Origin of the sequence: Bradyrhizobium sp. S3.12.5 (genome assembly GCF_040548225.1) — a bacterium.
Taxonomy (GTDB): domain Bacteria; phylum Pseudomonadota; class Alphaproteobacteria; order Rhizobiales; family Xanthobacteraceae; genus Bradyrhizobium; species Bradyrhizobium cytisi.
In genome coordinates this window covers 80987-105314 of record NZ_JBEPRF010000025.1, presented here as the reverse complement: position 1 = coordinate 105314, position 24328 = coordinate 80987, and the positions used below count along the sequence as shown (strand labels likewise).

Below are 24328 nucleotides of genomic sequence, written 5' to 3'. Positions count from 1 at the left end.
TTGCGCACGCGCCCTTACCCAGAAAAGGTATCCCCAACTGGTTAATGTTAGTTGCTAGAGGTAACCAGCAGGTTCAGATTTCGCCAGAGTTCAAAATGACTTCCAGCAAAGTTCCTGCGCTTGCCGCCCGAATCGAGCGGTTTCCCATCGCCGGCAGTTTCACGATCAGCCGCGGCGCCAAGACGGAAGCCGTGACCGTAGTGGCCGAAGTGAGCCAAAACGGCCTGATCGGCCGCGGCGAATGCGTCCCCTATCCCCGTTATGGCGAGACGCCCGAGGCAACACTGGCCGCGATCCAGGCCATGCAGGCGGCTCTCGCGGGCGGGCTGACGCGGCAGGCCCTCCAGGCCGCCATGCCGCCAGGGGCGGCCCGCAATGCGCTGGATTGCGCCCTGATCGACCTCGAGGCCAGGGCTTCGGGCCTGCGGGCCTGGAACCTGCTCGACCGCCCTGTGCCGGGCGAGCGCACCACGGCCTATACGATCTCGCTGGGCACGCCTGGGGCCATGGCGGCGGCGACCGCCAGGGCGGCGCACCGGCCGCTGCTCAAGATCAAGCTCGGCGGCGAGGGTGATCCCGAGCGGATCGCGGCCGTGCGCAAGGCGGCCTCCGAGTCGGAGCTGATCGTCGACGCCAACGAGGCCTGGACCGAGGCCAATCTGGAAGCCAACCTCGCGGCCTGCGCCGCCGTCGGTGTTACCCTGGTCGAGCAGCCGCTGCCGGCCGGCAAGGACGACGCGCTGGCGCGGATCAAGCGGCCGCTCGCGGTCTGCGCCGACGAGAGCGTGCATGACCGCAACTCGCTGGCCCCCTTGCGCGCGCGCTACGACGCCGTGAACATCAAGCTCGACAAGACCGGCGGTCTCACCGAGGCGCTGGCCATGGCCGATGCCGCGCAGGCGCTCGGTTTCGAGATCATGATCGGCTGCATGGTCGCGACCTCGCTGTCGATGGCGCCCGCCATGCTGGTGACCCCGCAGGCGCGCTTCGTCGATCTCGACGGCCCGTTGTTGCTGGCGCGCGATCGCGATCATGGACTGCGTTATGACGAGAGCCTGGTCTATCCGCCGGACGCTTCGCTCTGGGGCTGAGCCGTGAGCCGATGCCGCGCCGACCAGATCACGATCGCGCCGGCCGCCGCCATCGCCGCCATGACGTAATAGAGGCTGTCGCCGATGCTGGCGTAGATCGCGCCTGAAGCGATCGAGCTCGTCGCGCCCAGCAAGCCGCTGCACGCAGCATAGTAACCCTGCCCCCGCGCAATCTGATGCGACGGCACCCGCCGCACCAGCAAATTCATGGTGCCGACGATGGTCATGCCGAACGTGAGGCCGTGGCCGAGCTGCGCGATCGCGAGCAGCGCCAGCGGCGGCTCCTGCGCCGTGACGATCCAGCGCAGCACCGCGCTTGCGCCGCCGATCGCCATCAGCGATGACGGATGCAGCGAGAAGCGCGGCGACAGCGCGAAGACGACGATCTCGGCGATCACGCCCAGCGTCCAGAGTCCGGCGATTGTGAACCCGCCGAGCCCATGGGCCTGCCAGCTGATCGCCGAAAATGAGTAATAGGCAGCGTGACTGCCCTGGATCAGCGCGGCCGAAATGATGACCGACCAGAAGCCGGCATCGCGCAGCAGGGCATTGCCAGCGGGCTTTTCCGCGCTCCTTCGCCTGACATCGCCGAGCGGCTGGAGCAACAGGCCCGCGACGCCCGCAACGAGAGCCCATGCGACGATGACCCAGATCAGCTCGCGCGTGTCGATGCTGTCGACGAGATAGCCGCAGGCGAGTGCGCCGGCCGCGAAGGCTGCCGAGCCCCACAGCCGAATTGGCCCATAGTCGAAGCCGTAGCGAATGACGCCGCGCAACGCGTATGCATCCGTCAGCGGGACGACCGGCGTCCACATGATGCAGGTCAGCGCATAAATCAGGAGGAGTGCCAGCGGCTGGTGCTGCACGCCGACCAGCGCAAATCCCGCCGCCGTCGCGACGACCGAAACCATCATGCCGGCACGAATCGCGTGGCGCTTTTCGGCAAAGGCGGTTGCGTAGGGCAGCGTGGTGAAGCGCGTGATCCCCGGCAGCGCGTTGATGATCCCGATCCAGGCCGCATCGACGCCGATCGCCTTGAGCCAGACCGGGAAGAACGGCAGATGCGTGCCCGTCACCGCGAACACGGCCGCGTAGAACAGCGCAAGACGCACGGCGAATCGCCGCTTGACGGATGTCGCGATGGGGATTTGTGATTCGCCTGCCATCAAACCAATTGCGATTCGGTCGATATCGTGGTGATCGTTACAGTAACGCGCGGTGATTTGCGCGACGAGATTGTCATGGCCAACGAAGCATTCGCCCTCTCGCCCATGTCGGCCCGCGCGGCCGAGCCGAACGAGCAGGATTACGACGCGATCCGTGAAGCCTTCATGGAGACCGCGCGCGGCCGCTGGTTCCTCGGCGAATACGCCAAGCGCAACCGCAATGCCGACACCAGCATGGTGCTCGACGCGGTCGCCAAAATCGAAGAAACCCTTGCGGCACAGCGACAACCCGTCGTCGAGGACCGCCTGCCCGAGGCGCTGGTCGCGATCCGCCGCGCGGTCGAGGACGCAGAAAGCGCCGCCGGCAAGGCTTGCGATCCGGCCGTGCTCGAGGCGAGCCTCGCGCCGATTCCGCGCGGCGTGCGCATCATCAAGGAGATCTCCTGGCGCTGGCGCGAGATCGGCGCCGACGGGCGAATCTGCGACCTGATTGATTCGCAGCTCGCCTCGATCGAAGCGGCCTGCGCCCAGGTGTCGACCATCGACCCGCGCGCCGACCTCAAGGCCGCCTTCGATCTGCTCAGGGACCGTGTCGAGCAGACGGACGCTGACGGCGTCGGAGCGCCCGTTGCGATGGCGAGCGAAGCATCCGTGGCTTCTACGGAGACCCCGCAGGACATCGCGCCGGAGCCCGAGGCGACCGCTGACGCGAGCAGCATCGCCGAGAACGCGATGATGGACGTCGCGATCGCGCCCGAGATTGCCGAAAGCCACGCCACCGTCGAAGAGAGTTTTGCTGCGGTCGAGGACAGCCTCGCCGATCCCGCTTCCGTCGCCGAGATCACGGACGAGTTCTCGTTCGATGCCGCCGCGGAGGCCGAAGACGACGCCGTGCTCGCGGCGATCGCGTTGGAGATGGCTGCGCCTGATCCGGAGTTCGACGAGATCGTCGAGCCGATGGAGATGGAAGCGGCTATTCCCAAGCCGGAGCCGATGGCCGCGGAGGTCGCGAAGCCGTTCGCCATGGAGGCGCCAATCGCGCCGCATGTCGAGGAACCGGTTGTTGAGGAGCCGGTCGTCGAAGCCCCGATCGCGATGGAATCGCTCGCGCGTCTCACCGATGCCATCGCCGAAGCCGCAGCCGAAGCGATGGAGCAACCGGCCTCCATGATGACGGCCGCAGCAACCTACGGCGCAGCACCGACCGCGTCGCTGCCGATGCCCTCCCCCCTGCCCGAACCCTCGCTCGGCGCCACCATTCTCGCCAGCGGCATCGTGCAAAAGCCCCGCCCTGCGGCCAACGACGCGCTGGCGCCGATCCGCCGCATGACCCAGGCCGAGAAGATCGCGTTCTTCTCGTAAAGGCGCTCGCACTCTTTCCACCGTCATTGCGAGCGGAGCGAAGCAATCCAGACTGCCGCCGCGGAAAGATTCTGGATTGCTTCGCTCCGCTCGCAATGACGGAGCGCGAGGCAAGCGCCCCACGCCCTTACGCGTGATCTAGATCACGCACCGCGCCGGGGTGATCGCGATCACGGACCAGGGATCGAACGCCGCCTAGCTTCCTCGCAACCAATCTCGCATCGAGATGAGCCCCGAGGAGCCCGCCATGTTCCGCCTGAAATCCGCCCTGATGACCGCCGGCCTGCTGGGAAGCCTGTTCGGCTTCGCCTGCGGCCCCATTTCCGCACAGGTCGCCCCTGTCGAACCGGCTGCGCCTGCCGCGCTGCAAGGCCCGGAGCAGCGAGTGGCGCTGGTGATCGGCAATTCGAACTACCAGAACGCGCCGCAGCTCGCCAATCCCGACAATGACGCGCAGTCGATGGCGCAGTTCCTCAACTCGGCCGGCTTCGAGGTGATCTCGGCGACCGACCTCGGCCAGAACGACATGCTGCGCGTGGTGCAGGACTTCTCGGCTAAGGTCTCCGCGCGCGGTCCGAACACGGTGGCGATGGTCTATTATGCCGGTCACGGCGTGCAGCTCGCCGGCGAGAACTATCTCGTCCCTGTTGACGCGAAGGTGTCGAACCAGACCGAGCTCGTCAACGACTCGGTCCGCCTGGTCGACGTGATGTCGACGCTGGAAACGATCCCGAGCCGGATGCGCATCGTCATCCTCGATGCCTGCCGCAACAACCCGTTCCCTGACGTCAACGACGCCGGCCGCGGCCTTGCCATCGTCGATGCGCCGAACGGCTCCATCGTCGGCTATTCGACCGCGCCGGGCGCCGAAGCGCTCGATGGCAATGGCGGCCACAGCCCCTACACCCAGGCTTTCCTGAACGTCGCGCGCGAGCCCAACGTGCCGATCGAGCAGCTCTTCAAGCGCGTGCGGCTCCAGGTCAACCAGACCACCAGCGGCGCGCAGATTCCGTGGGAGAGCTCCTCGCTGACCTCCGACTTCACCTTCTTCGGCGACACGGCCGTTGCCGCCAATCGCGCGCCGGTGAATGCGCCGGTGGTGCAGATGGCCTCGAACCTGCCGAGCCGTTCGACGCGGCAGGCCTATGACTACGTCGTGTCCGAGGGACGGCCGGAGTACTATCAGGAGTTCATCCAGATGTATCCGCACGACCCGCTGTGCGATCATATCCGCTGGCTGCTGTCGAATTTGCTGATCTCGCAGGCCTGGCACCAGGCGGTGCTGGCGAACTCGCCGATCGGCTACAAGGCCTTCTACGACAGCTACGGCAACAGCCCATATGCGCAGATGGCGCACAAGCTCGAGACGCAGCCGAAGCTGATCCCCCTGATGCAGGCGACGAAGTTTTTGGCTCCGCAGAACATTGCCCCGACGCTCAAGATCGGCAATCTCGGCCAGCCCAAATATATGCCGCTGATCCAGCAGGGCAACGGCGGCTCGCAGATGAACGCCAACCTGCCGGTCGTGCAGAAGCCGGTCAACGGCATCGGCAAGATCGTCACCCTGCCGGCGAGCAATTCGCAGAACGGCACGCCGTCGCAGGCCCCGGGCAAGATCGTCACCCTGCCCGCGCCGACCAACACGACGACGAACAATGGCGGCATCGGCAAAATCACGACACTGCCGGTGACCATGCAGAACACCGGCAACAATAATGCCGGCGCTGCCAATACCCCTCCTGGCAAGGTCGCGGGCATGCCCGTGACGATCGGCAAGGGCGTCACGACTGGCGATGCCAAGCCGGTGAATGTCCAGACCCAGAACAATCCGATCCGCATCAACAACGGCGTGAAACTCGACAACAACCCGGTGAACAAGGTGCAGGTGCAGAATAACAATCGGCCGCAGTTCAATGCGATGGGGAATGGCGGCGGCAACAATGTCCGTCAATCGATGAACCAGTCAAACATGAATGGCGGCAACAACCACCGCGGCTTCATGCACTGATGGCGGCGACCGCACGCGACAAAGGGGCAGTGCGGCGACGCTCTGCCCCTTCTTCATGTCAAAAGCTCAAAACCTCAGGCCACCAGCTCAGCGAACAGATCCGCATCGACGTTGCCGCCGGAGAGCACGATGACCACGTTCTTGCCGGCAACGTCGAGGCGGCCGGCAAGCAACGCGGCAAGGCCGACCGCGCCGCCGGGCTCGACCACGAGCTTCAGCTCGCGATAGGCAAAGGCGACGGCCGCGCCGACTTCCTTGTCCGACGCGGTCACGCCGCGCGCCAGAAGCTTGCTGTTGATCGCAAAGGTCATCTCGCCGGGGATCAGGGCCATCAGCGCGTCGCAGATGGTGCGGCCCGCAGGCCCGTGCGGCTCGCGATGGCCCGCGGTCAGCGACAGGCCGTGATCGTCGAACGCCTCGGGCTCGGCCACCACGATCTCGGCTAGTGGGTAGCGCGCCTTCACGGCGGTCGCGACGCCTGCGATCAGGCCGCCGCCGGAGGCCGGCGCCACCACGATGTCAGGTGAGAGGCCGAGCGTTGCCATGTCCTCCGCGATCTCGCGGCCCGCGGTGCCCTGCCCTGCGATCACGAAAGGATCGTCATAGGGCCTGACCAGCGTCGCGCCGCGCTTCTCGGCGATGCCGCGCGAGATCGCCTCGCGATCGTCGCGGTCGCGATCGTACAGCACGACCTCGGCGCCATAGGATTTGGTGCGCTCGCGCTTCGAGAGCGGCGCGTCCGCCGGCATCACGATGGTCGCCTGCATGTCGAGGATCTTGGCCGCCGCCGCCACGCCCTGGGCGTGGTTGCCGGAGGAGAACGCGACGACGCCGCCGGCACGCTTGTCCTGCGGGATCGAGAACACCTTGTTGAAGGCGCCGCGGAACTTGAAGGAGCCGGTGCGCTGGAGCATCTCCGGCTTCAGGAACACTTTCGCGCCAACGCGCTCGTTGAGGACGGGAAACGACAACAGCGGGGTGCGGACGGCGAAGGGCGCGAGCACGCGCGCTGCGGCGTCGATATCGGCGGGGCCGATCGGAAGGGGCTGTTCGGACATGGGGCGATGTTATCGCGGCGGATGCGGCGCGGGCAAGACATCTCCGCGCGAGGATTTTTATCCGTTCAGGCGACGAAGCGCGGCTGTTCCGTGCCGGTCCGGCCGGGCAGCACCGCGCCGACCGCCCGGATGCTGTCCACAAATGCCCTCGCCGAGGCTTCCCAGGTGTAATTGGCGGCGAATTCGACGCAGGCTGGCCTGGAGATATCGAGCGCCGCGAAGCAGGCATTGCGCAGGTCATTGTCCAGCGCGCCGACCGGCGCATCGCCGATGACGTCGCGCGGCCCCTTCACCGGGAACGCCGCAACCGGCAGGCCGCTCGCGAGCGCCTCGAGCAGGACCAGGCCGAACGTGTCGGTCCTGCTCGGAAACACGAAGACGTCGGCTGCCGCATAGATGTCGGCCAGCTCCTCGCCGTGCTTTTCGCCCAGGAAAATCGCGTCGGGATAGGCCTCTTCCAGTGTGTTGCGCGCCGGGCCATCGCCGACGATCACCTTGGTGCCGGGCAGATCGAGGTCGAGAAACGCCTCGAGATTCTTCTCGACCGAGACCCGGCCGACGGAAAGGAACACCGGTGCCGGGAGGCAGAGATCGATGGCGCGAGGGTGGAACAGCTTTGTGTCGACGCCGCGCGGCCACAGCACGACATTGGCAAAGCCGCGCTCGCTGAGCTCGCGGGCGAGTGCTGGCGTCGCCGCCATCACGGCGCGGCTGGCGCTGTGGAAGCGCCGCAGCGCCCGCCAGATCAGGGATTCCGGAACCGGCACGCGGGCGCGGACATATTCGGGAAAGCGGGTGTGGAAGCTGGTCGTGAACGGCAGCTTGCGCTGCCGGCAATAGCGGCGGACCATCAGGCCGATCGGCCCTTCCGTCGCGATGTGGATGCTGTCGGGCCGCGCTTCCTCAATCAGTCTTGCGATGCGCGCCGGGCGCGGCATCGCGAGCCGCACGTCGCGATAGCTCGGCATCGCAAAGGTGCGGAACGATTGCGGCGTCAGGAATGTAAACTCGGTACCGAGCGTCTTGGCGGCGTCAGCAAGCTTGGTCAGCGTCCGAACCACACCGTTGACTTGCGGGTGCCAGGCGTCGGTCGCGACCAGGATGCGCATCAAGCCGCCCTTGCTGCCACCTGCGGTACGGCTGCAGGCTTTTGGGCGTGGTCGGCCCAGGTGATGATCTCGAAACGACCGTCATCGTGCTCGACCAGCGCGGTGCAGCTCTCGACCCAGTCGCCGCAATTCATGTAGCGGATGCCATTCTCGTCGCGGATCACGGCGTAGTGGATGTGGCCGCAGATCACACCGTCGGCGTCATGGCGCCGTGCTTCGGCCGAGAGCGCCTGCTCGAACGCGCCGATATAGTTCACGGCGTTCTTGACCTTCTGCTTGGCCCATTGCGACAGCGACCAGTAGGGCACCTTGAACATGCGGCGGAAGAAGTTGACGAAGCGATTCATCTGGATCGCGAAGTCGTAGGCCTTGTCGCCGAGATGGGCGAGCCAGCGCGCGTTCTGCACCACGAGGTCGAAGATGTCGCCGTGGATGACGAGATAGCGCTTGCCGTCCACGCCGGTGTGGACGGTGTTCTCGACCACGTCGATGCCGCCGAAATGCGTGCCGTAATAGTTGCGCAGGAACTCGTCGTGATTGCCGGGCACGTAGATGACCTTGGCGCCCTTGCGCGCCTTGCGCAGGAGCTTCTGCACTAGGTCGTTGTGCGATTGCGGCCAGTGCCAGCTCGATTTCAGCGCCCAGCCGTCGACGATGTCGCCGACGAGATAGATAGTGTCGGCGTCGTGGTAGCGCAGGAAGTCCAGCAGCAGGTCGGCTTGCGAGCCGCGGGCTCCGAGATGGACATCGGAAATGAACAAGGTGCGAAAGCGCCTTTCAGGGCTCTCGTCACTCACATCGTAACTTCCCATACGACAGCCTGTAACAATTTCCCGTGACAGGGGGATGACCAATTGGACCTTTGAGGCACCCTCAGCTACGAATCAAACCTCGCCTCGCCCTCCCCGCGAATATCAGTCGCATGCGACAATCAGGCGACATGAGGCGGCATTGGTTGCCCGCAAAAGCCCGGAACACCCTGGTCCTGCTGGTTAACGGCGGGGCCGACACGCAGCTCGCAGCCGGCGTCAGTAAAACTTGTGGAAATGATGGATCGGCCCGTGGCCGTGACCGACGCTGAAGCGGTCGGCAGCTTCAATCGCAACACTGATCCAGGCCTTGGCGTTGCGCACCGCCTGCTCCAGGGTCTCGCCCTTGGCGAGACCCGCCGCAATCGCCGACGAGAGCGAGCAGCCGGTGCCATGGGTGTTCTTCGTGGCGACGCGCGGCGCGGCAAGCGCAATCGTGTTTCCGGCATCGACGAGATAGTCGATGCTCTCGGCGCCCTCGCCGTGCCCGCCCTTGATCAGGACAGCGTGGCAGCCGAGCGCGAGCAGGCGGCGGCCCTGACTCTCGATCTCGGCTTCGCTTCGCGCAAGCGGCCCGTCGAGCAGAGCGGCGGCCTCGGGCAGATTTGGCGTAACGACCGAGGCCAGCGGAATCAGCTTCTTGCGCAGGGCCTCGACGGCTTCGGACGCCAGCAGGCGGTCGCCGGAGGTTGCGACCATCACGGGATCGAGCACGATATTGCGAGGCTTCCAGCGCGCCAGCGCAGAGGCGATCACATCGATAGTCTCGGCCTGCGCCACCATGCCGATCTTCACCGCGCCGACGTCGAGATCGGAGAGCACCGCATCGATCTGCGCGGTGACGAACGCCGCGGATACCGCGTGAATGCCGGTGAGACCTTTGGTGTTCTGCGCCGTCAGCGCCGTGATCGCGGATGCGCCGTAGACGCCGAGCGCGGCAAAGGTCTTCAGGTCGGCCTGAATGCCGGCGCCGGCGCTCGAATCCGAGCCGGCGATGGTGAGCGCCACGGGCGTGGTCATCGGGCGGTTTTCCGGGTTTTCGAAGCCAGGCGTTTCAAAGTCAGGCATTTCGAAGTCATGGCTTCTCCTACCGCGCGCTCGGAGCACCAGCAAGCCGCGAATCGTGCACGCGCGGTGCCACGCAGTATCGTCGTCCCGGAAACGTGCACATCCGGACAAATAAGACCTAGTCATCGCCCGGCCTTGGCGGGTCCATCCAAATCAGTGAAAGATTGATCGATTCGCTGGCGATGCCATGTTGCGGGCCGCCCCCGGCCTGCAACCCTCTCGGGACTGTATCATGTGGGCCTACTTCGAACGCATCCTCGACTCCTCGATGTTCTCACCGCACGGCATCTGCCTGTTGTGGGAACCTGAGCTGATCTGGCTCCACGTCGTCTCCGATGCCATCATAGCCGCCGCCTATTTCTCGATCCCGTTCGCTCTCACCATTCTCGTCACCAAGCGGCGAGACCTCCAATTCGGCTGGGTCTACTGGGCGTTCGCGATCTTCATCATGGCCTGCGGCCTGACCCATGTGCTGTCGATCTACACGCTCTGGGTCCCGATCTACGGCATCGAGGGCCTGGTCAAGGCGGTCACGGCTGCGGCCTCCATCTTCACCGCCGGTGCACTTTGGCCGCTCTTGCCGAAAATCCTGACCATCCCCTCCCCGTTTGAGCTGCAGAAGGTTCAGGCTGCGCTCGAGGAGGAGGAGATCAAGAGCCGGGACGCGACGCTGCTGCTGCGGCAGGTCGGAGACGCCCAGCGCGCGATGCGCGAAAGCGTGACGCGTCTCACCGCGGTCGTCGAGACCGCCGTCGACGGTGTCATCCTGTTCGACGCGCAAGCCCGCATTCTCCTGTTCAATCCCGCCTGCGAACGGCTGTTCGGCTATCACGCCGCCGAGGTCATGAATCTCGACATCGGCATGCTGATGTCCAACCAGGAGAGGCCCTCATCCACCGGTCATGCGCGGCGCTTCGCGACCGGCGAAGCCGCCGGCCTGCGCAAGGACGGATCGACCTTCCCGATGGATCTGTCGGTGGGCCAGGCGTGGCAGGACGGCGATCTGATCCATGTCGGCATCATCCACGATCTGACCGCGCGCAAGCTGACCGAGCAGCAGCTTCAGCAGGCGCAGAAGATGGAGACGGTCGGCCAGCTCTCCGGCGGCATCGCGCACGACTTCAACAATCTCCTGACCGTGATCATTGGCAACGCCGAGCATCTCAGCGAGCAGCTCAAGACGCGGCCCGATTTGCGGCAATTCGCCGATGACATCTGCGAGTCCGGCGAACGCGGCGCAGAGCTGACGCAGCGGCTGCTCGCGTTCAGTCGCCGCCAATTGCTCCAGCCGCAGACGGTCGATTGCCGCGAGCTGCTCGGGTCCATGCTCAAGCTGCTCAAGCGCACCTTGCGCGAGAACATCGAGATCAAGACAGCCTTCGGGCCCGGCACGATCTTGGCCTTTGCGGACCGCGCCCAGCTCGAATCCGCCGTGCTGAACCTTGCGCTGAATGCGCAGGACGCGATGCCATCAGGCGGACACCTGACGTTGAGCACGGAACTGGCCGCGATCGACGAGGACTATCGTGCCCTGCACCCGGAAGTGGCGTCGGGCGCCTACGCGCTGATTTCCGTCACTGATGACGGCGAAGGCATGACGCCCGAGGTGATCGAGCGCGCATTCGAACCATTCTTCACCACCAAGGAGGTCGGCAAGGGGTCAGGGCTCGGGCTGAGCATGGTCTATGGCTTCGCCAGGCAGTCCGACGGTCACGTCTCGATCTATAGCGAACAGGGCCTGGGAACGACGATTCGGATCTACCTGCCGCGTGCCGGTGCCGGACAATCGTTGGCCGATGCGCGGGAAAGCGAGGACGTCGCGCCGCGCGGGCACGAGAAGATCCTGATCGCGGAAGACGATCCGTTCGTGCGCTCCTCGGTGATCCAAAGGGTGGAGGCGCTCGGCTATGGCGTCGTCGCCGCCGTCAACGGCCAGGATGCCCTGCAGCGGCTGCGCGCCGACCCCGGCATCGACATGCTGTTCACCGATATCGTCATGCCCGGCGGAATGAGCGGCTGGGAGCTCGCCGACCAGGCCCGGCGGATTCGGCCGGGCCTGCCCGTGCTGTTCACCTCGGGCTATGCGCTGGAGACCCTGGTCGAGCAGGGCCGCGCGCAAGCCGACGCAGTGGTCCTGACCAAGCCCTATCGCAAGGCCGAGCTCGCCCAGCGGCTCAGGGACGCCTTCGCCGCGGTGACGGTGACTTCGTAGGGCAAAACCGTATTTGCGCGCGGGCGGCTTGTCCCCGCAGGCCGCAAGTCCGCTTGCTAAATCCGGCCGGTTTTGGCCTATTAGCCGGCAAGATACGCCTTCGGAGTGACTGCAATGGTTCCCTTTTTCGTCCAGATCAAATGCAAGCTCGGCCAGTCCTATACGGTCGCCAATGCGCTTGCCGAAGCCGAGATCGCCTCCGAGATCTACTCGACAGCCGGCCATTACGATTTGCTGGTGAAGTTCTATGTCGACAACGACACCGACATCGGCCACTTCATCAACGAGAAGGTGCAGGTGCTGCCCGGCATCCAGGACACGCTCACCATCATCACCTTCAAGGCGTTCGGCACCAACTAACCGCCAGCCTCCTTGCGTTTGGGCGGCGTCGGACCGTCGACCGGCGGCAACGACTTCAGATACGCCGCCATCGCGGCGCGATCCTCCGGTGTCAACTGCGCGAGGTTCTTGATCACCGGCCGCATCGAGCCCGATGCGCTGTCGCCTTCGGGCATGTCGCCGGTCTCTAAGAAGTCGGCAATATCTTTCTCGCTCCAGCCGCCAATACCCTTCTGCGTGATGTTCGGCACCCAGCCCTCGCCTTCGGGATTGGGGCCGCCGGCGAAGCGCTGCGAAGTGATGACGCCGCCGAGAAAGTTGCGCGGACTGTGGCATTCGGCGCAATGGCCAAAACCGTTCACGAGATAGGCGCCGCGATTCCATTGTGCGGATCGCGCTGCATCCGGCATGAACGGCCTGACCTCCATGAACAGCAATTTCCAGATGCCGACATTGCGGCGGATGTTGAAGGGAAATGGCAAATCGTGGTCGCGCACCCGGCCGGACACCGGCGGCAGCGTCTTCAGATAGGCAAAGAGATCGCGAACGTCGTCGACTTTGACGATGTGATAGGACGTGTAGGGAAATGCCGGGAAGTAGTGCGTACCCGCAGGCGAGATGCCGCGCATCACCGCATTGACGAAATCGGCCTCGCTCCAGCGGCCGATGCCGTCGGCGGCATCGGGCGAAATATTCGGGGCATAGAACGTTCCGAACGGCGAGCCCAGCGCCAGGCCACCGCCAAGCCGCAGGCGATCGGGCTGGTTGGGCACGGCATGGCAGGACGAGCAGCCGCCGGCATTGAACAGCTCCTGCCCATTGGCGAGATCACGCCCGCGCATCGGCGCCGGCAAGGCCAAAGCGGTCGGCGCGGTCAGCCACCAGTAGACGACAAGTGCTGCAACAGCAGCAATCAAAATGACAGAAATTATTCGTCGCGGCATTGAGGATCCCATCGAGCTCCGGCGAATTTACGGATCATCCCGCAGCCGCTCCAGCCACGAATAATTTAGATGGTTTGATCGGAATCCGGGAATAAAGTCGGAACCGCACTGTTTGCAAGTTGACCGCAATCAGGCGTCAACAGGGAGAGACCCATGAACAAAGCGCTTTTTGCCACGCTGGCGCTCGGAGCCGCCGTCGCATTCGCAGGCTCGGCCAGCGCGGAGAAACTGAAGGCGACGCTGGACGGCAAGTCCGAAGTGCCCGCCACCACCAGCAGCGGCACCGGCACGGCCGATCTCGACTATGACGCCGCCACCAAGAAGCTGTCCTGGAAGCTGAGCTATTCCGGCCTCTCCGGCCCCGCCACCGCCGCCCATTTCCATGGCCCCGCCGAGGCCGGCAAGAATGCCGGCGTCGCGGTGCCGATCCCGGGTGCTGCCAACAGCCCGGCTGAGGGCTCGGCGACGTTGACCGACGCGCAGGCCTCCGATCTGCTCGCCGGCAAGCTCTACGTCAACATTCACACCGCGGCCAACCCGGGCGGCGAAATCCGCGGCCAGGTGACCAAGTAAGTTTTGTTGCAATTTTTTCCGCGGGGGCCGGGCGCCAGTTGCGCGTCCGGCCTTTTCGATTCCGGCTGAGCGTGTCAGACGGGACGCTTGCTCACAGCATGCCTGTCCCTACGCAGCGCTCAGCGCCTGCGTGAGATCCGCGATCAGGTCCGACGGGTGCTCGATGCCGATCGAGAGCCGGATCGTGGAATCCAGAACGCCAATCTTATGGCGGATGTCGGCGGGCACGCCGGAATGGGTCATCGTCGCCGGCAGGCTCGCCAGCGACTCCGTTCCGCCAAGGCTGACCGCGAGCTTGAAGATCTGCAAGCCGTTGAGAAATTTCTCCGCCGCCGCCTGGCCGCCGACGATGTCGAACGAGAATGTCGATCCCGCGCCGAGACACTGCCGCGCGAACACTTGTCCGGCCGGCGAGGCCTCGTCGTGATGACCGAGATAGTGGACCTTGGCGACCTTGGCGTGGTCGCGCAGATAGTCCGCGACGAGGCGCGCGTTACTGTTGGCCTTCTCCATGCGCAGGCTCAAGGTCTCGAGCGAGCGGTTGATCATCCAGCAGGAATGCGGATCGAGCTGGGTGCCGATCGCGCCGCGCAGCGCCTTGATGCTTTTCATGATCGCCTTCGAGCCGAGCGCCGCGCCCGCGATCAGGTCGGAATGACCGCCGACATATTTGGTCAGCGAGTACAGCGAAATATCCGCGCCATGCTCGATCGGCCGCTGAAACACCGGGCCGAGCAGCGTGTTGTCGCAGGCGATGATCGGCGTGTGGCCCTGGGCCTTTCCAATGGTCTCGGCGACGCGGCGCATCATCGCGACGTCGACCAGGCCATTGGTCGGGTTGGCCGGCGTTTCGATCAGGATCATCGCGACCCGGCCCTTGCGCATGGCCTCCTCCGCAGCCTGGCCGACCGCCGATTCATCGATGCCGTCGGCAAAGCCGACTGCGCCGATCGCAAGACGCGAAAGCGTGTTCGTCAACAGGGTTTCCGTCCCGCCATAGAGCGGCTGGGAGTGCAGGATGACATCGCCAGGGCGTATGAAAGCCAGGATCGTGGTCGCGATCGCCGCCATGCCGGATGAGAACAGGACACAGCTCTCGGTGCGCTCATAGATGGCGAGCCTGTCCTCGACGATCTCGCTGTTGGGATGGTTGAAGCGCGAATAGACCAGGCCTGCGCCCATGCCCTCCGGCGGCTCGCGCCGGCCCGCGACAAAATCGAAGAAATCCTGCCCGTCCTCGGCCGTCCTGAACACGAAGGTCGAGGTCAAGAACACCGGCGGCTTGATGGCGCCTTCCGACAGCTGCGGATCATAGCCATAGGTCAGCATCAGCGTTTCCGGATGCAGCATATGGTTGCCGATATGGGTTTTCGACGGGAACGGTTTGACCATGGCCTGCCTCGCTGTTGCTCGAGATCCGCGCCGCGCGTTGGAACTCCAGACATCGTGAGGCATCAACGCTGCAGCGGCGCGAGCAAACATAACCACTCTGACGGCGATCCGTCAGGCCATGAGAGGAGAATTTGGTGATGAGCTGCGCGCCGGTGATGCAGCAGCATGAACGCGATTGCGAAGCCTCACCCACTGCTGTCATTCCCCGCGAAAGCGGGGAATCCAGTATTCTAGAGACATCAACGTTCCCCGAACCGCCTCGGCGTACTGGATCGCCCGCCGCAGTGCGCAAGTGCGCACAAGGCGGGCGATGACACCGAACTTGTAGTGACGCGCCCGCGCCGCTCTACTTCAGCTTCAGCCGATACGTCTCGTGACAGTCGGTGCAGCGATCATTCATCGCAGTGTAGGCGGCCTTCAGGCTCGCCACATCGGTGATCTTGCCCTTGACCTCGGCGATCGCCTTCTGCACCGGCGGGATCTTGGAGTCGAAATCGACCTTGTTCTGCCAGACCTTGGGCGAAGCACCGTAAGTTGCGTTGACCACGTCCTGCTTGGGATTGACCTCGAAGGTCTTTGCGATCTTGGCGACGTCGGCCTCGAGACTGGCGATCGCCGCGTCGACGGCCTTCTGATCGTAGGGGATTTCGCCCTTCGTCATCTTGAGGATCACGCCGTACATGCTCTTGGCCTGCGAGCGCATCAGGTTGTCCTGCTGGACGGCAATCTCCTGCTGGGCCATGACGGCGCCCGCACCCAGAATGAGGGTGCCCGCGACAATCAAAATTCGCTTCATCGGCTTGTTTCTCCGGCTCGCACGTCGCTTTGGGGGAAGCTCGGCTTGGGGAAGGTCATTCATGGTTAGAACCCGGCGGCGGCCGATTATTCCCGCCGCGGGGGCCAAGCTTTACAGGCTATGGCGACGATGATGCTCGTTGATCGCGATCCAAACACGTTCCGGTGTCGCCGGCATGTCGATGTGGTCGATCTTGTATTCGCGCCAGAGCCCATCGACGATGGCGTTGACGACCGCCGGACAGGAGCCGATCGCGCCGGCCTCGCCCGCGCCCTTCACACCCATCGGATTGGTGGTGCAGGGGACGTTGGCGGTCTCGAACACGAAGGACGGGCCGTCGGCCGCCCGCGGCAGCGCGTAATCCATGTAGGTGGCAGTGATGAGCTGGCCGTCACCCGCGCCGTAGATCACCTGCTCCATCAGCGCTTGGCCGATGCCCTGCATGGCACCGCCATGCACCTGCCCCGCAAGCAGCAGCGGATTGAGCGTCTTGCCGAAATCGTCGACGATCACATAGTTGACGATTTTGATGATGCCGGTGGCAGGATCGATCTCGACCTCCGCCAGATGCGTGCCGTTGGGATAGGTGCCGTCAGCGCTGGCAAAGGTCGCGCTGCCGTTCAACTTCGATGGATCGGCGCCGGGCCGCTTGGCCAAATCGGCAAACGAGATCGAGCGGTCGGTACCGGCGATGCGGATCACGCCGTCGGTGATTTCAAGGTCGCCGACGCTCGCTTCCAGTGCTTGCGCGGCGAACTCCTTCAGCTTGTTGCCTAGCTCGCTCGAGGCGCGCTCGACGCAGACGCCCCCTGTGGGAATCGAGGCCGAACCGCCTGTACCGAGGCCGGTCGCAATCTCGGCGGTGTCGCCCTGACGGACGTGCACGCGCTCCGGCGGCAAGCCGAACTGTTCGGCGACGATCTGCGCGTAAGCCGTCTGGTGGCCCTGCCCGCTTGATTGGGTGCCGATCAAGACGGTGACGTCGCCATTGGGGTCGAGCCGCACATTGGCGGTTTCTTCCCCCATCACGCCGCAGACCTCGACATAGCTCGCAAGCCCGATGCCGCGGATCAGGCCGTGCTTCTTGGCGAGCTTGGCGCGCTTGGGAAACTCCTTCCAGTCGGCGATCTCCATCGCGCGCTTCAGGTGCGCGGCGAAGTCGCCGGAATCGTAGACCTTGCCGGTTGCGGTCTTGTAGGGCAGCGCCTTCGGCTGGATGAAATTCTTGCGGCGGATCGCATCCGGCGTCATATCGAGTTTTCGCGCACAGGCATCGACCAGGCGCTCGATCACATAGGCCGCTTCAGGGCGGCCCGCGCCGCGGTAGGCATCGACCGGCACGCTGTTGGTGAAGACGGTGCGCACCCGGCAGTGGAAAGCCCGGATGTCATAGAGGCCCGGCAGCATGCCGGCGCCGCCGTGCGGAATGTAGGGCCCGAAGGTCGAGAGATAGGCGCCCATGTCGCCCATCAGGTCGCAATCCATCGCGAGGAACTTGCCGTCCTCGGCCAGCGCCATCTTCGCGGTGGTGACGTTGTCACGCCCCTGCGCATCGCCCATGAAGTGCTCGGAGCGGTCGGCCGACCACTTCACCGCCTTCTTCAGCTTGCGCGCCGCAACCGCCACCAGGGCGTATTCACGATAGGGAAACAGTTTCGTGCCGAAGCCGCCGCCGACATCGGGGCAGATCACCCGCATCTTCTCGGTCGGGATATTCAGCACGTTCTGACACAGGATGTCGCGCAGGCGGTGGCTGCCCTGGCTGCCGATCGTCAGCGTGAGATGATCGTTCTTGGCGTCGTATTCGCAGACCGCCGCGCGCGTCTCCATGAAGCTCGCGACCACGCGCGGATTGACGATGGAGATCTCGGCGACCGTATGCGCCTTGGCGAACGCAGCTTCAGTGGCGGCCTTGTCGCCGATCGAGACATCGAACAGCACGTTGCCGGGCTTGTCCGGCCAGACCTGCGGCGCGCCCTTCTTGACGGCGTTGACGAGGCCGGTCACCGATGGCAGCGGCGACCATTTGACCTCGATCGCCTCGATCGCGTCGCGGGCCTGATCGATGGTCTCGGCGACGACGAAGGCGACGGAATCGCCGACATGGCGCACCTCGTCCTTGGCAAGGATCGGGTAAGGCGGGCCGGTGAAGGGATCGGTCTCGAGATTGAACAGGCAGGGCAGATTGCCGAGATCCGCAACCTCGGCGGCGGTCAGGATCAGCGCCACCCCGGGAAGGGTGCGGGCGCGGGCCGCATCGATGGTGAATTTGGCGTGCGCATGCGGCGAGCGCAGCATCAGGCAGCGAAGCGCGGCCTGCGGCGCGTAATCGTCGGTATAGCGGCCCTTGCCGCGAATCAGCGCGTCGTCCTCCTTGCGCAGCACGCTTTGGCCAACGCCGAACTTGATGGGAGCCGCCATTGTCTTGTCCCGTCCTATGGTTGTTTTGCGAACCATATTGCCGTGGAACGAGGGAGAGCGCAAATGGCTTTAGGAATTCGCCCCCATAAGTGGCATCCTTGGAGATCGTGCAGCAGTGTGCCTTCCAGGGCTTTCCACGCCCTACGTTCGTTCAATCAAGCCCCAAAATTGCCATCGAACCCTTCAGGCACTCCGACCGCGCTGTAGTTTGCCGCGAAAGTCACTCGTTAACGCACCTCGGGTAGCGTGGCTGCGTTTCCTCGCAGGATAGGCCCATGAGTTTGGAGAGCAGTTCGGAGAGCAGTTCGAAGATCGCAGACGTTTCCCGCCAGGCGCATGTCAGCCCGCATGACCGCGAACGGTCGGCCCCGACGCCCTGGCTGCTGATCGGCGCCGTGTTTGGGCTCGCACTCCTGATGCGGGAGTTCGTTCCGCTGAATACCGACGTCAGCTGGTTGCTCGTGGTCGGCGAGCGCATGCTGGATGGCCAGCACCTCTACGGCGATATTATCGAGATCAATCCGCCGATGGCGGCGTTTGCCTATCTCCCCGGCGTTGCGCTGGGCCGCCTGCTCGACGTCGATCCGAGACACGTCATCGATGTTCAGCTTCTGCTGCTGGCGGTAGCTTCGCTCTATGCCGTGTCGCGGATCGTGCGGCTGTCGCCGGCATGGGCTCAGGCGAACTGGGGACCGTTCGCGGTCTGGGCCGCGGCCGTCGTGACCCTCTTGCCAATGCACGTGTTCGGCCAGCGCGAACATATGGCTACGCTGACCTTCCTGCCTGCGCTCGCGGTTTATGCACTGCGCAGCGGTCGCGTTTCGGTTCCGCTGTGGGCGATCCTGATTGCCGGCTCGGGAGCCGGGATCACGCTCGCCTTCAAGCCGTTCTTCGCTGTGCCGGTGGCGTTGTGCATGCTGGCGAGCGCCGTTCGCGCGCGTTCGTGGCTTGTGTTGCTTGCGCCGGAAAACATCATCGCGGGCGTGCTGGTAGCCAGCGTCAGTATCGGCACCTACCTCCTCTATCCCGAATATTTCACGGTGACCTATCCGCTGGTGCGCGATACGTATCTGTCCTGGTCGATGCCGCTCTCCGTCATCTTCCTGAATGCGGCCTCGCTGCTCTTCGCCGTCGCAATGCTGTCGGTGCTGTTGACGACGTGGGGACGAACGCCCGACTCGCTGCTGGTTGCGGCTGTTCTTGCCGCTGGCGGCTTTGCGATCTCGTTTTTCCTGCAGCGGCGCGGCTGGGCCTATCATTCCTATCCGATGGTGGCGGTCGCCATGCTCGCGATGGGATACGCGCTGCTGGTCGCGGGCGACGCGCCGTCGCGCCGCCGCCTTGGCCTGACGGCGCCGCTGATCCTGGCCGCGACCTTCTTGTTCGGCGCGCAATGGTTCAACGGCAAAGTCTATGTCGGGCCGGTCAGGGAAGCCATCGAGGGTCTCATGCCGCATCCGCGGATCCTCGTGCTGAGCGGCGAGGCCGCCATTGGTCACCCGCTGGTGCGGGATGTCGGCGGCGTCTGGGTTTCTCGTCAGGAGAATCTGTGGCTTAGGGTATTCGGGCGGCTGACGCGCGAAAAGACCTCGGTCGACGCCGCGACGGCCGCCCGGCTGAACGACTATCTGGCGCTCGAGCGCAAATGGTTGATCGAGGATTTCAGGAAATTGCCGCCCGACATCGTCCTGGTTGACAATCTGCGCGACGGATGGGGGGACTGGGTGCGCGCCGATGCCGAACTGTCGCAACTTCTCAAACCGTATTCGCTGGTACGATCCGTCGAGGGGATCGACATCCTGCGCCGGACTGAATGATCCGTGTTAGCCGGCGCGCCGGCCGCTATTTCTGTGCGACGCCGATGGCGAATGTATAGGGCAGGCGCGACAAGTCTTCTCGGATGGCGAGCTTCACCCTCGCAAACGCGTTGCCGAGCACCCTGGAGTAGCCGTCCTGATCGCGGATGAACTCGCCGCGGTCGTTGTCGAGCAGCCATTTCGCGATCGGCGACTGGCCTTCGCGATAGCAGGGATCGGTCGTAAACAGGACGCCGTCGTCTCTCAGGACGTCGCGGATGTTGGCGAGCGTGGACCTCAGATCTTCGTCGCCGATATGGTGCAAGACGCCGTTCATCATGACGAGGTCTGCGCCGGCGAATTCCCGGGCGGCGGCGGCATCGAAATAACGGCAATGAAAGGTGCCGAGATGGCCGAACGATCGCTTCGCGTAGGCGATATAGGTTTCGTCGATGTCGAAGCCGTTATAGTTGGTGCCTTCGGGCAGATATTGCAGGATATGACCCGGTCCGCACCCGATGTCGATCACCCGCATGCCCGGCCGCATGGTCAGGTAATCCGCGATCGCCTTGACCCGCGCGCCGAAGAAGCCGCCGGCAGCCTGATAGGCCTGATAGAGGACGGGATGGCTCAGGATCATCGCCTTCATCAGGAGGCCTCATATATTTCGCTGCGCCTGTTCGATTCCGACTGGGCCAGCAACGTCATCAACGGCGCCGTTTCCTGATCGTCCCGGCCGTCGGTCGCGCTGTGCGGCAGCCGTCCGCGCCGGTGAATGTGCGAGATCACGAACAGCGGACGGTTCTTCGATTGAATGTAGATGCGACCGACATATTCGCCGATCAGCCCGAGCACGAGGAGCTGGACCGAGGAGATCATCACGACCAGCAGGGTCAGGCTGGTCCATCCCGGCACGGTGCCTGAAAAGATCCAGCTGATGACGGCACCGATACCGACAAAAGTGAGGACGGTGGTCAGGAGCGCGCCGACATAGGTCGCAATCCGCAGCGGCACCATCGAGAAACTGACCAGTGCGTCCGCCGCAAAGCCGATCATCTTTGCCAGCGGATATTTGGTGCTGCCGGCATAACGCGGATTGCGGTCGTATTCGTAGGCGACCTGCTTGTAGCCGAGCCAGGCCACCATCCCGCGGATGAAACGATCGTGCTCCGGCATCTGCACCAGCTGGTCGGAGATGCGGCGGCTCATCAGGCGGAAGTCGCCCGTATCCACGGGGATGTGGACGCGGGTGATCCGGGCGAGGAGGCGATAGAAGGCCTCGGCCGATTTCCTCTTGAAGCGGGTTTCGCCGGCGCGACTGCGTCGCAGGCCGTAGACGACGTCGGCGCTTTCCCGCGCCATCATCTCGTACATCGGTGTCAGCAGTTCCGGCGGGTCCTGCAGGTCGGCGTCGATGACAAGCACGAGGTCACCGCGCACAGTGGAAAGCCCCGCCGTCAGCGCCAGTTGATGTCCGTGGTTGCGGGAGAGCCTTACCGCGACCACGTTGCGGTCTTCCGCCGAGAGTTGGTTGATCAGCTTCCAGGTGTTGTCGGTCGAGCCGTCATCGACCAGGATCAGCTCGAACCGTTGACCGCACAGCGCGCGCGCCGCGGCCGTCATCTGATGGTGGAATTCGCGCAAGCCTTCCTCTTCGTTGTAGCAGGGTACAACGATGGACAGAAACATCCTGCCGGGGCGTGGCGTCCCGTCCTGAATTTCCATGGGTTTGGCAGCCTGTCCGGCAATGAATCGGTGCGAAGTGCTGGGTGCGATAATCAATGAGGCCCGGTTAATTGTTCATCAATTTATGGAGCCACAGAGGTTCGATTCGTCGAAGCCGCCGTGGCTAAATTAATCAAATGTTTAGGCGCTATCTAAACGTTGTGTCGCGATGCAACGGCATGTGAGAACAAGCAGCCGTGCTAGCCGCTGCTTGCTCTCAAAACGCATGTCCGCCTCTGGCGGTAAATCCGCTACATCCCACGGCGGCTCCAGAGATAGATCGTGCTATCCCTCAGCGTATCGATCGCTCGCTGAGGTGTGAGGTAGTCGATTTGACCGCGCGTCAAGCCGATGTCCATCAGCTCCCTGTCACTCAACTCGTGCAAGTTGACGCGCAGGCTCCGGCGCCGCCGCCGCTCCTGAAACGCCAGCCAATATCGCCTGAGCAAGCCCGGGACGCTTGGCGTCGATGCGCCCGCTGGTCCGGCAGCATCCTTATCCCGCAAAGCGTCGTCCAGCGCCGCAGCGGACGCCTTGAGGCGCGCTGCCAACGCCTGGTCGACTGCGCTCTTCGCCGACAAGATCGTTAGGGTGAGGCCGCGCCTCGCGGCGTCGCCCTCAATCCCGGGTGAGGTGTTCGTCAATTGGGGTGGCATCGGACGCTCCTGGTGTGGTGGTGCCGGCAGGGAGCGTGGCCAAACAAAAGGCCCCGTCCGATGCCGGCGGGGCCTGGTGGAAAAGATGTCGTCGACGAATTCCTAGCGCGCGACTCCTTCCACGGCCCAGCCGAAGCGGGTCATGTGCGAGAAGTTGACTTTGCGCGACCATTTGATCATGGGCTGCTCATAGCACGGCAATCGCGTGAAATCAAGAGATGTGCAGAGGCCGGCTGCACCCTGGAGGCGAGCTAGCCACGCACCAGCGAAACCAGCCAGCTGCGGCCGAACAGCACGAGGATCGCGAGCGCATAGACGATGGTGCCTCCGACGGCCAGCAGGACCAACATCACTTCGTCCCGGAAGCGCAGCGCACCCAGCGCAGAACCGCCAAAGCGCGCGATCAGCCAGAAGGCGGCGGCGAGGATTATTCCGGTCAGCAGGAATTTGGCGAGCGACGACAGCCAGGCGCGGTCCAGCACGAGAAAGCCGCGGCGCACGGCGAAGAACAGCACCAGCAGCAGATTGGTCCAGACCCCGATTGCGGTTGCCAGCGCCAGGCCGATCTGGGCGAACGATCCCATCAAAGCGAGTTTCAGCGCGACGTTGACCGCGATACCCGACAGCGAGGCGCGCACCGGCGTCGCGGTATCCTTGCGCGCATAGAAGGTCGCGACCGCGCTGCGGATCAGCACGAACGGGATCAGGCCGATGGCATAGGCTGCGAGCGTGCTGCCTGCGGCAACCGCATCGTCCCTGGAGAACGCGCCGCGGGCGAACAGCGCGCGCATGATCTCGTCGGGCACGGTGAGGAACGCGGCGACGAACGGCACCGAGAACAGCAGCGTGAAGTCGAACGCGCGGCGCTGCGCCTTCATCGCGCCGTCATGGTCGTTGGCCGTGATCCGCCGCGACATCTCCGGCAGCAGCACCGTGCCGATCGCGATGCCGATGACGCCGATCGGCAATTGATTGAGACGGTCGGCGTAGTAGAGCGCCGACAGCGCGCCCGCCGGCAGGAAGGTCGCGATGATGGTGTCGGCGAACAGCGCGACCTGCGTGCCCATCGAGCCCAGCGTCGCGGGTCCCAGTGCCCTGAAGAAGCCGCGGACGTCTTCGTCGAGCTTGAGCGGCGCGAAGCGCGGCAGGCCGCCATGGCGGGCGAGGTCGCCTGCGAGCAGGAAATATTGCAGGAAGCCGGAAATCAGGACGCCCCAGGCGGCTGCGTGGCCCGCGGTCGGAAACCAGGCGGCGAGCGCCAGCGTCATCATCATCGCGACGTTGAGGAAGATCGACGCGGCGGCTGCGCTGGCAAAGCGCTGCATCACGTTGAGCATGCCGCCATAGAGCGTCACCAGCGTGATCAGCAGCAGATAGGGAAAGGTGATCCGGGTCAGCTCGATCGCGAGCTTGCGCTGTTCGGCATCATCGCCGAAGCCGGGCGCCAGAATGCTCATGGCCTGCGGCATGAACAGCCAGGCGACGGTCAGCAGCACAACCTGCGAGGCCAGCAGCAGCGTGAAGATGCGGTCGGCGAACAGCCGCGCCGCCCCCTCCCCGCGCTCGCCATGGACATGGGCATAGGCCGGCACCCAGGCGGCATTGAAGGCGCCTTCGGCAAAGATCGCGCGGAAATGATTGGGCAGCCGCAGCGCCACGAAAAAGGCGTCGGCCACGGGGCCGGCGCCGAGGATCGCCGCGAGCATGATATCGCGGGCAAATCCCGTCAGCCGCGAGAGCAGCGTATAACCACCGACCGTGAAGATGCGTCTGAGCATGCGTCTGTTTTAGAGGAAGAGACAG

The 24328-nt window shown here is 64.5% G+C and carries 20 protein-coding genes; 7 read left to right on the top strand and 13 right to left on the bottom strand.

Translation table 11 applies throughout. The annotated features are described in order from the left end of the window. The first annotated feature begins 95 nt into the window (after positions 1-95). Positions 96-1091 carry an N-acetyl-D-Glu racemase DgcA gene (gene dgcA / locus ABIC09_RS30305; protein WP_354111558.1) on the top strand — a complete coding sequence of 332 codons (996 nt, stop codon included), beginning with the start codon at positions 96-98 and terminating at the stop codon, positions 1089-1091. On the opposite strand, the gene ABIC09_RS30300 is transcribed toward dgcA, so the two are convergent. After that, entirely contained in the window at positions 1061-2257 is a 1197-nt protein-coding gene (locus ABIC09_RS30300) for an MFS transporter (protein WP_354111557.1), read from the bottom strand. The genes dgcA and ABIC09_RS30300 overlap by 31 nt on opposite strands. A 75-nt stretch (positions 2258-2332) precedes the next feature. Between ABIC09_RS30300 and ABIC09_RS30295 the strand changes: the two genes are divergently transcribed. Together ABIC09_RS30295 and ABIC09_RS30290 are read left to right on the top strand one after the other, a co-directional pair. Further along, complete coding sequence (locus ABIC09_RS30295) at positions 2333-3619, top strand: hypothetical protein (protein WP_354111556.1); 1287 nt, start codon at positions 2333-2335, stop codon at positions 3617-3619. 247 nt (positions 3620-3866) lie between these two features. After that, complete coding sequence (locus ABIC09_RS30290; RefSeq protein WP_354111555.1) at positions 3867-5627, top strand: caspase family protein; 1761 nt, start codon at positions 3867-3869, stop codon at positions 5625-5627. A 74-nt stretch (positions 5628-5701) separates the two neighbouring features. Here the strand turns inward: ABIC09_RS30290 and ABIC09_RS30285 are convergent, their stop codons facing one another. The 4 genes from ABIC09_RS30285 to thiD all read right to left on the bottom strand — a co-directional run bounded on the left by ABIC09_RS30285 (position 5702) and on the right by thiD (position 9623). Then, on the bottom strand, positions 5702-6685 hold the full coding sequence (locus tag ABIC09_RS30285; RefSeq protein ID WP_354111554.1) for a threonine/serine dehydratase family protein: 984 nt from the start codon (positions 6683-6685) through the stop codon (positions 5702-5704). A gap of 65 nt (positions 6686-6750) precedes the next feature. Further along, positions 6751-7794, bottom strand: a complete 1044-nt coding sequence (locus ABIC09_RS30280) for a glycosyltransferase family 4 protein (RefSeq protein ID WP_354111553.1) — start codon at positions 7792-7794, stop codon at positions 6751-6753. Beyond that, entirely contained in the window at positions 7794-8606 is an 813-nt protein-coding gene (locus ABIC09_RS30275) for a UDP-2,3-diacylglucosamine diphosphatase (RefSeq protein ID WP_354035086.1), read from the bottom strand. Before ABIC09_RS30275 ends, ABIC09_RS30280 begins: the two co-directional genes overlap by 1 nt. Positions 8607-8822: 216 nt before the next feature. Continuing rightward, positions 8823-9623, bottom strand: coding sequence for a bifunctional hydroxymethylpyrimidine kinase/phosphomethylpyrimidine kinase (gene thiD / locus ABIC09_RS30270; RefSeq protein WP_354111552.1), 801 nt, complete (start codon positions 9621-9623; stop codon positions 8823-8825). Between the two features lie 280 nt (positions 9624-9903). Here thiD and ABIC09_RS30265 point away from each other — a divergent pair, with 280 nt between their 5' ends. Next, positions 9904-11883: an ATP-binding protein gene (locus tag ABIC09_RS30265; RefSeq protein WP_354111551.1), complete on the top strand. Its 1980-nt coding sequence runs from the start codon at positions 9904-9906 to the stop codon at positions 11881-11883. 114 nt (positions 11884-11997) lie between these two features. Continuing rightward, on the top strand, positions 11998-12243 hold the full coding sequence (locus ABIC09_RS30260; RefSeq protein WP_354111550.1) for an Lrp/AsnC ligand binding domain-containing protein: 246 nt from the start codon (positions 11998-12000) through the stop codon (positions 12241-12243). Here ABIC09_RS30260 and ABIC09_RS30255 read toward each other — a convergent pair. Beyond that, positions 12240-13166: a c-type cytochrome gene (locus tag ABIC09_RS30255; RefSeq protein ID WP_354111549.1), complete on the bottom strand. Its 927-nt coding sequence runs from the start codon at positions 13164-13166 to the stop codon at positions 12240-12242. The genes ABIC09_RS30260 and ABIC09_RS30255 overlap by 4 nt on opposite strands. Before the next feature lie 153 nt (positions 13167-13319). On the opposite strand from ABIC09_RS30255, the gene ABIC09_RS30250 reads away from it, so the two are divergent. Next, entirely contained in the window at positions 13320-13739 is a 420-nt protein-coding gene (locus ABIC09_RS30250; RefSeq protein ID WP_148751292.1) for a CHRD domain-containing protein, read from the top strand. Positions 13740-13847: 108 nt separating this feature from the next. Here the strand turns inward: ABIC09_RS30250 and ABIC09_RS30245 are convergent, their stop codons facing one another. From ABIC09_RS30245 to ABIC09_RS30235, 3 genes are all read right to left on the bottom strand, one after another. Further along, on the bottom strand, positions 13848-15131 hold the full coding sequence (locus ABIC09_RS30245) for a cystathionine gamma-synthase family protein (protein WP_354111548.1): 1284 nt from the start codon (positions 15129-15131) through the stop codon (positions 13848-13850). Between the two features lie 346 nt (positions 15132-15477). Continuing rightward, a complete protein-coding gene (locus ABIC09_RS30240; RefSeq protein WP_354111547.1) occupies positions 15478-15927 on the bottom strand; it encodes a cytochrome c in 450 nt (149 codons plus the stop codon). Between the two features lie 111 nt (positions 15928-16038). Further along, on the bottom strand, positions 16039-18348 hold the full coding sequence (locus ABIC09_RS30235) for a xanthine dehydrogenase family protein molybdopterin-binding subunit (protein WP_354111546.1): 2310 nt from the start codon (positions 18346-18348) through the stop codon (positions 16039-16041). A gap of 275 nt (positions 18349-18623) precedes the next feature. Between ABIC09_RS30235 and ABIC09_RS30230 the strand changes: the two genes are divergently transcribed. Beyond that, the gene (locus ABIC09_RS30230) at positions 18624-20165 is read left to right on the top strand and encodes a glycosyltransferase family protein (RefSeq protein ID WP_354111545.1); all 1542 of its coding nucleotides are present in this window, start codon (positions 18624-18626) and stop codon (positions 20163-20165) included. Between the two features lie 25 nt (positions 20166-20190). Here the strand turns inward: ABIC09_RS30230 and ABIC09_RS30225 are convergent, their stop codons facing one another. The 4 genes from ABIC09_RS30225 to murJ all read right to left on the bottom strand — a co-directional run bounded on the left by ABIC09_RS30225 (position 20191) and on the right by murJ (position 24303). Beyond that, a complete protein-coding gene (locus tag ABIC09_RS30225; RefSeq protein ID WP_148751288.1) occupies positions 20191-20793 on the bottom strand; it encodes a class I SAM-dependent methyltransferase in 603 nt (200 codons plus the stop codon). Further along, on the bottom strand, positions 20793-21833 hold the full coding sequence (locus ABIC09_RS30220) for a glycosyltransferase family 2 protein (protein ID WP_148751562.1): 1041 nt from the start codon (positions 21831-21833) through the stop codon (positions 20793-20795). Before ABIC09_RS30220 ends, ABIC09_RS30225 begins: the two co-directional genes overlap by 1 nt. A 287-nt stretch (positions 21834-22120) precedes the next feature. Next, positions 22121-22525 carry a YjiS-like domain-containing protein gene (locus ABIC09_RS30215; protein ID WP_354111544.1) on the bottom strand — a complete coding sequence of 135 codons (405 nt, stop codon included), beginning with the start codon at positions 22523-22525 and terminating at the stop codon, positions 22121-22123. A 251-nt stretch (positions 22526-22776) separates the two neighbouring features. Further along, a complete protein-coding gene (gene murJ / locus ABIC09_RS30210; protein WP_354111543.1) occupies positions 22777-24303 on the bottom strand; it encodes a murein biosynthesis integral membrane protein MurJ in 1527 nt (508 codons plus the stop codon). Between the last annotated feature and the right edge of the window lie 25 nt (positions 24304-24328).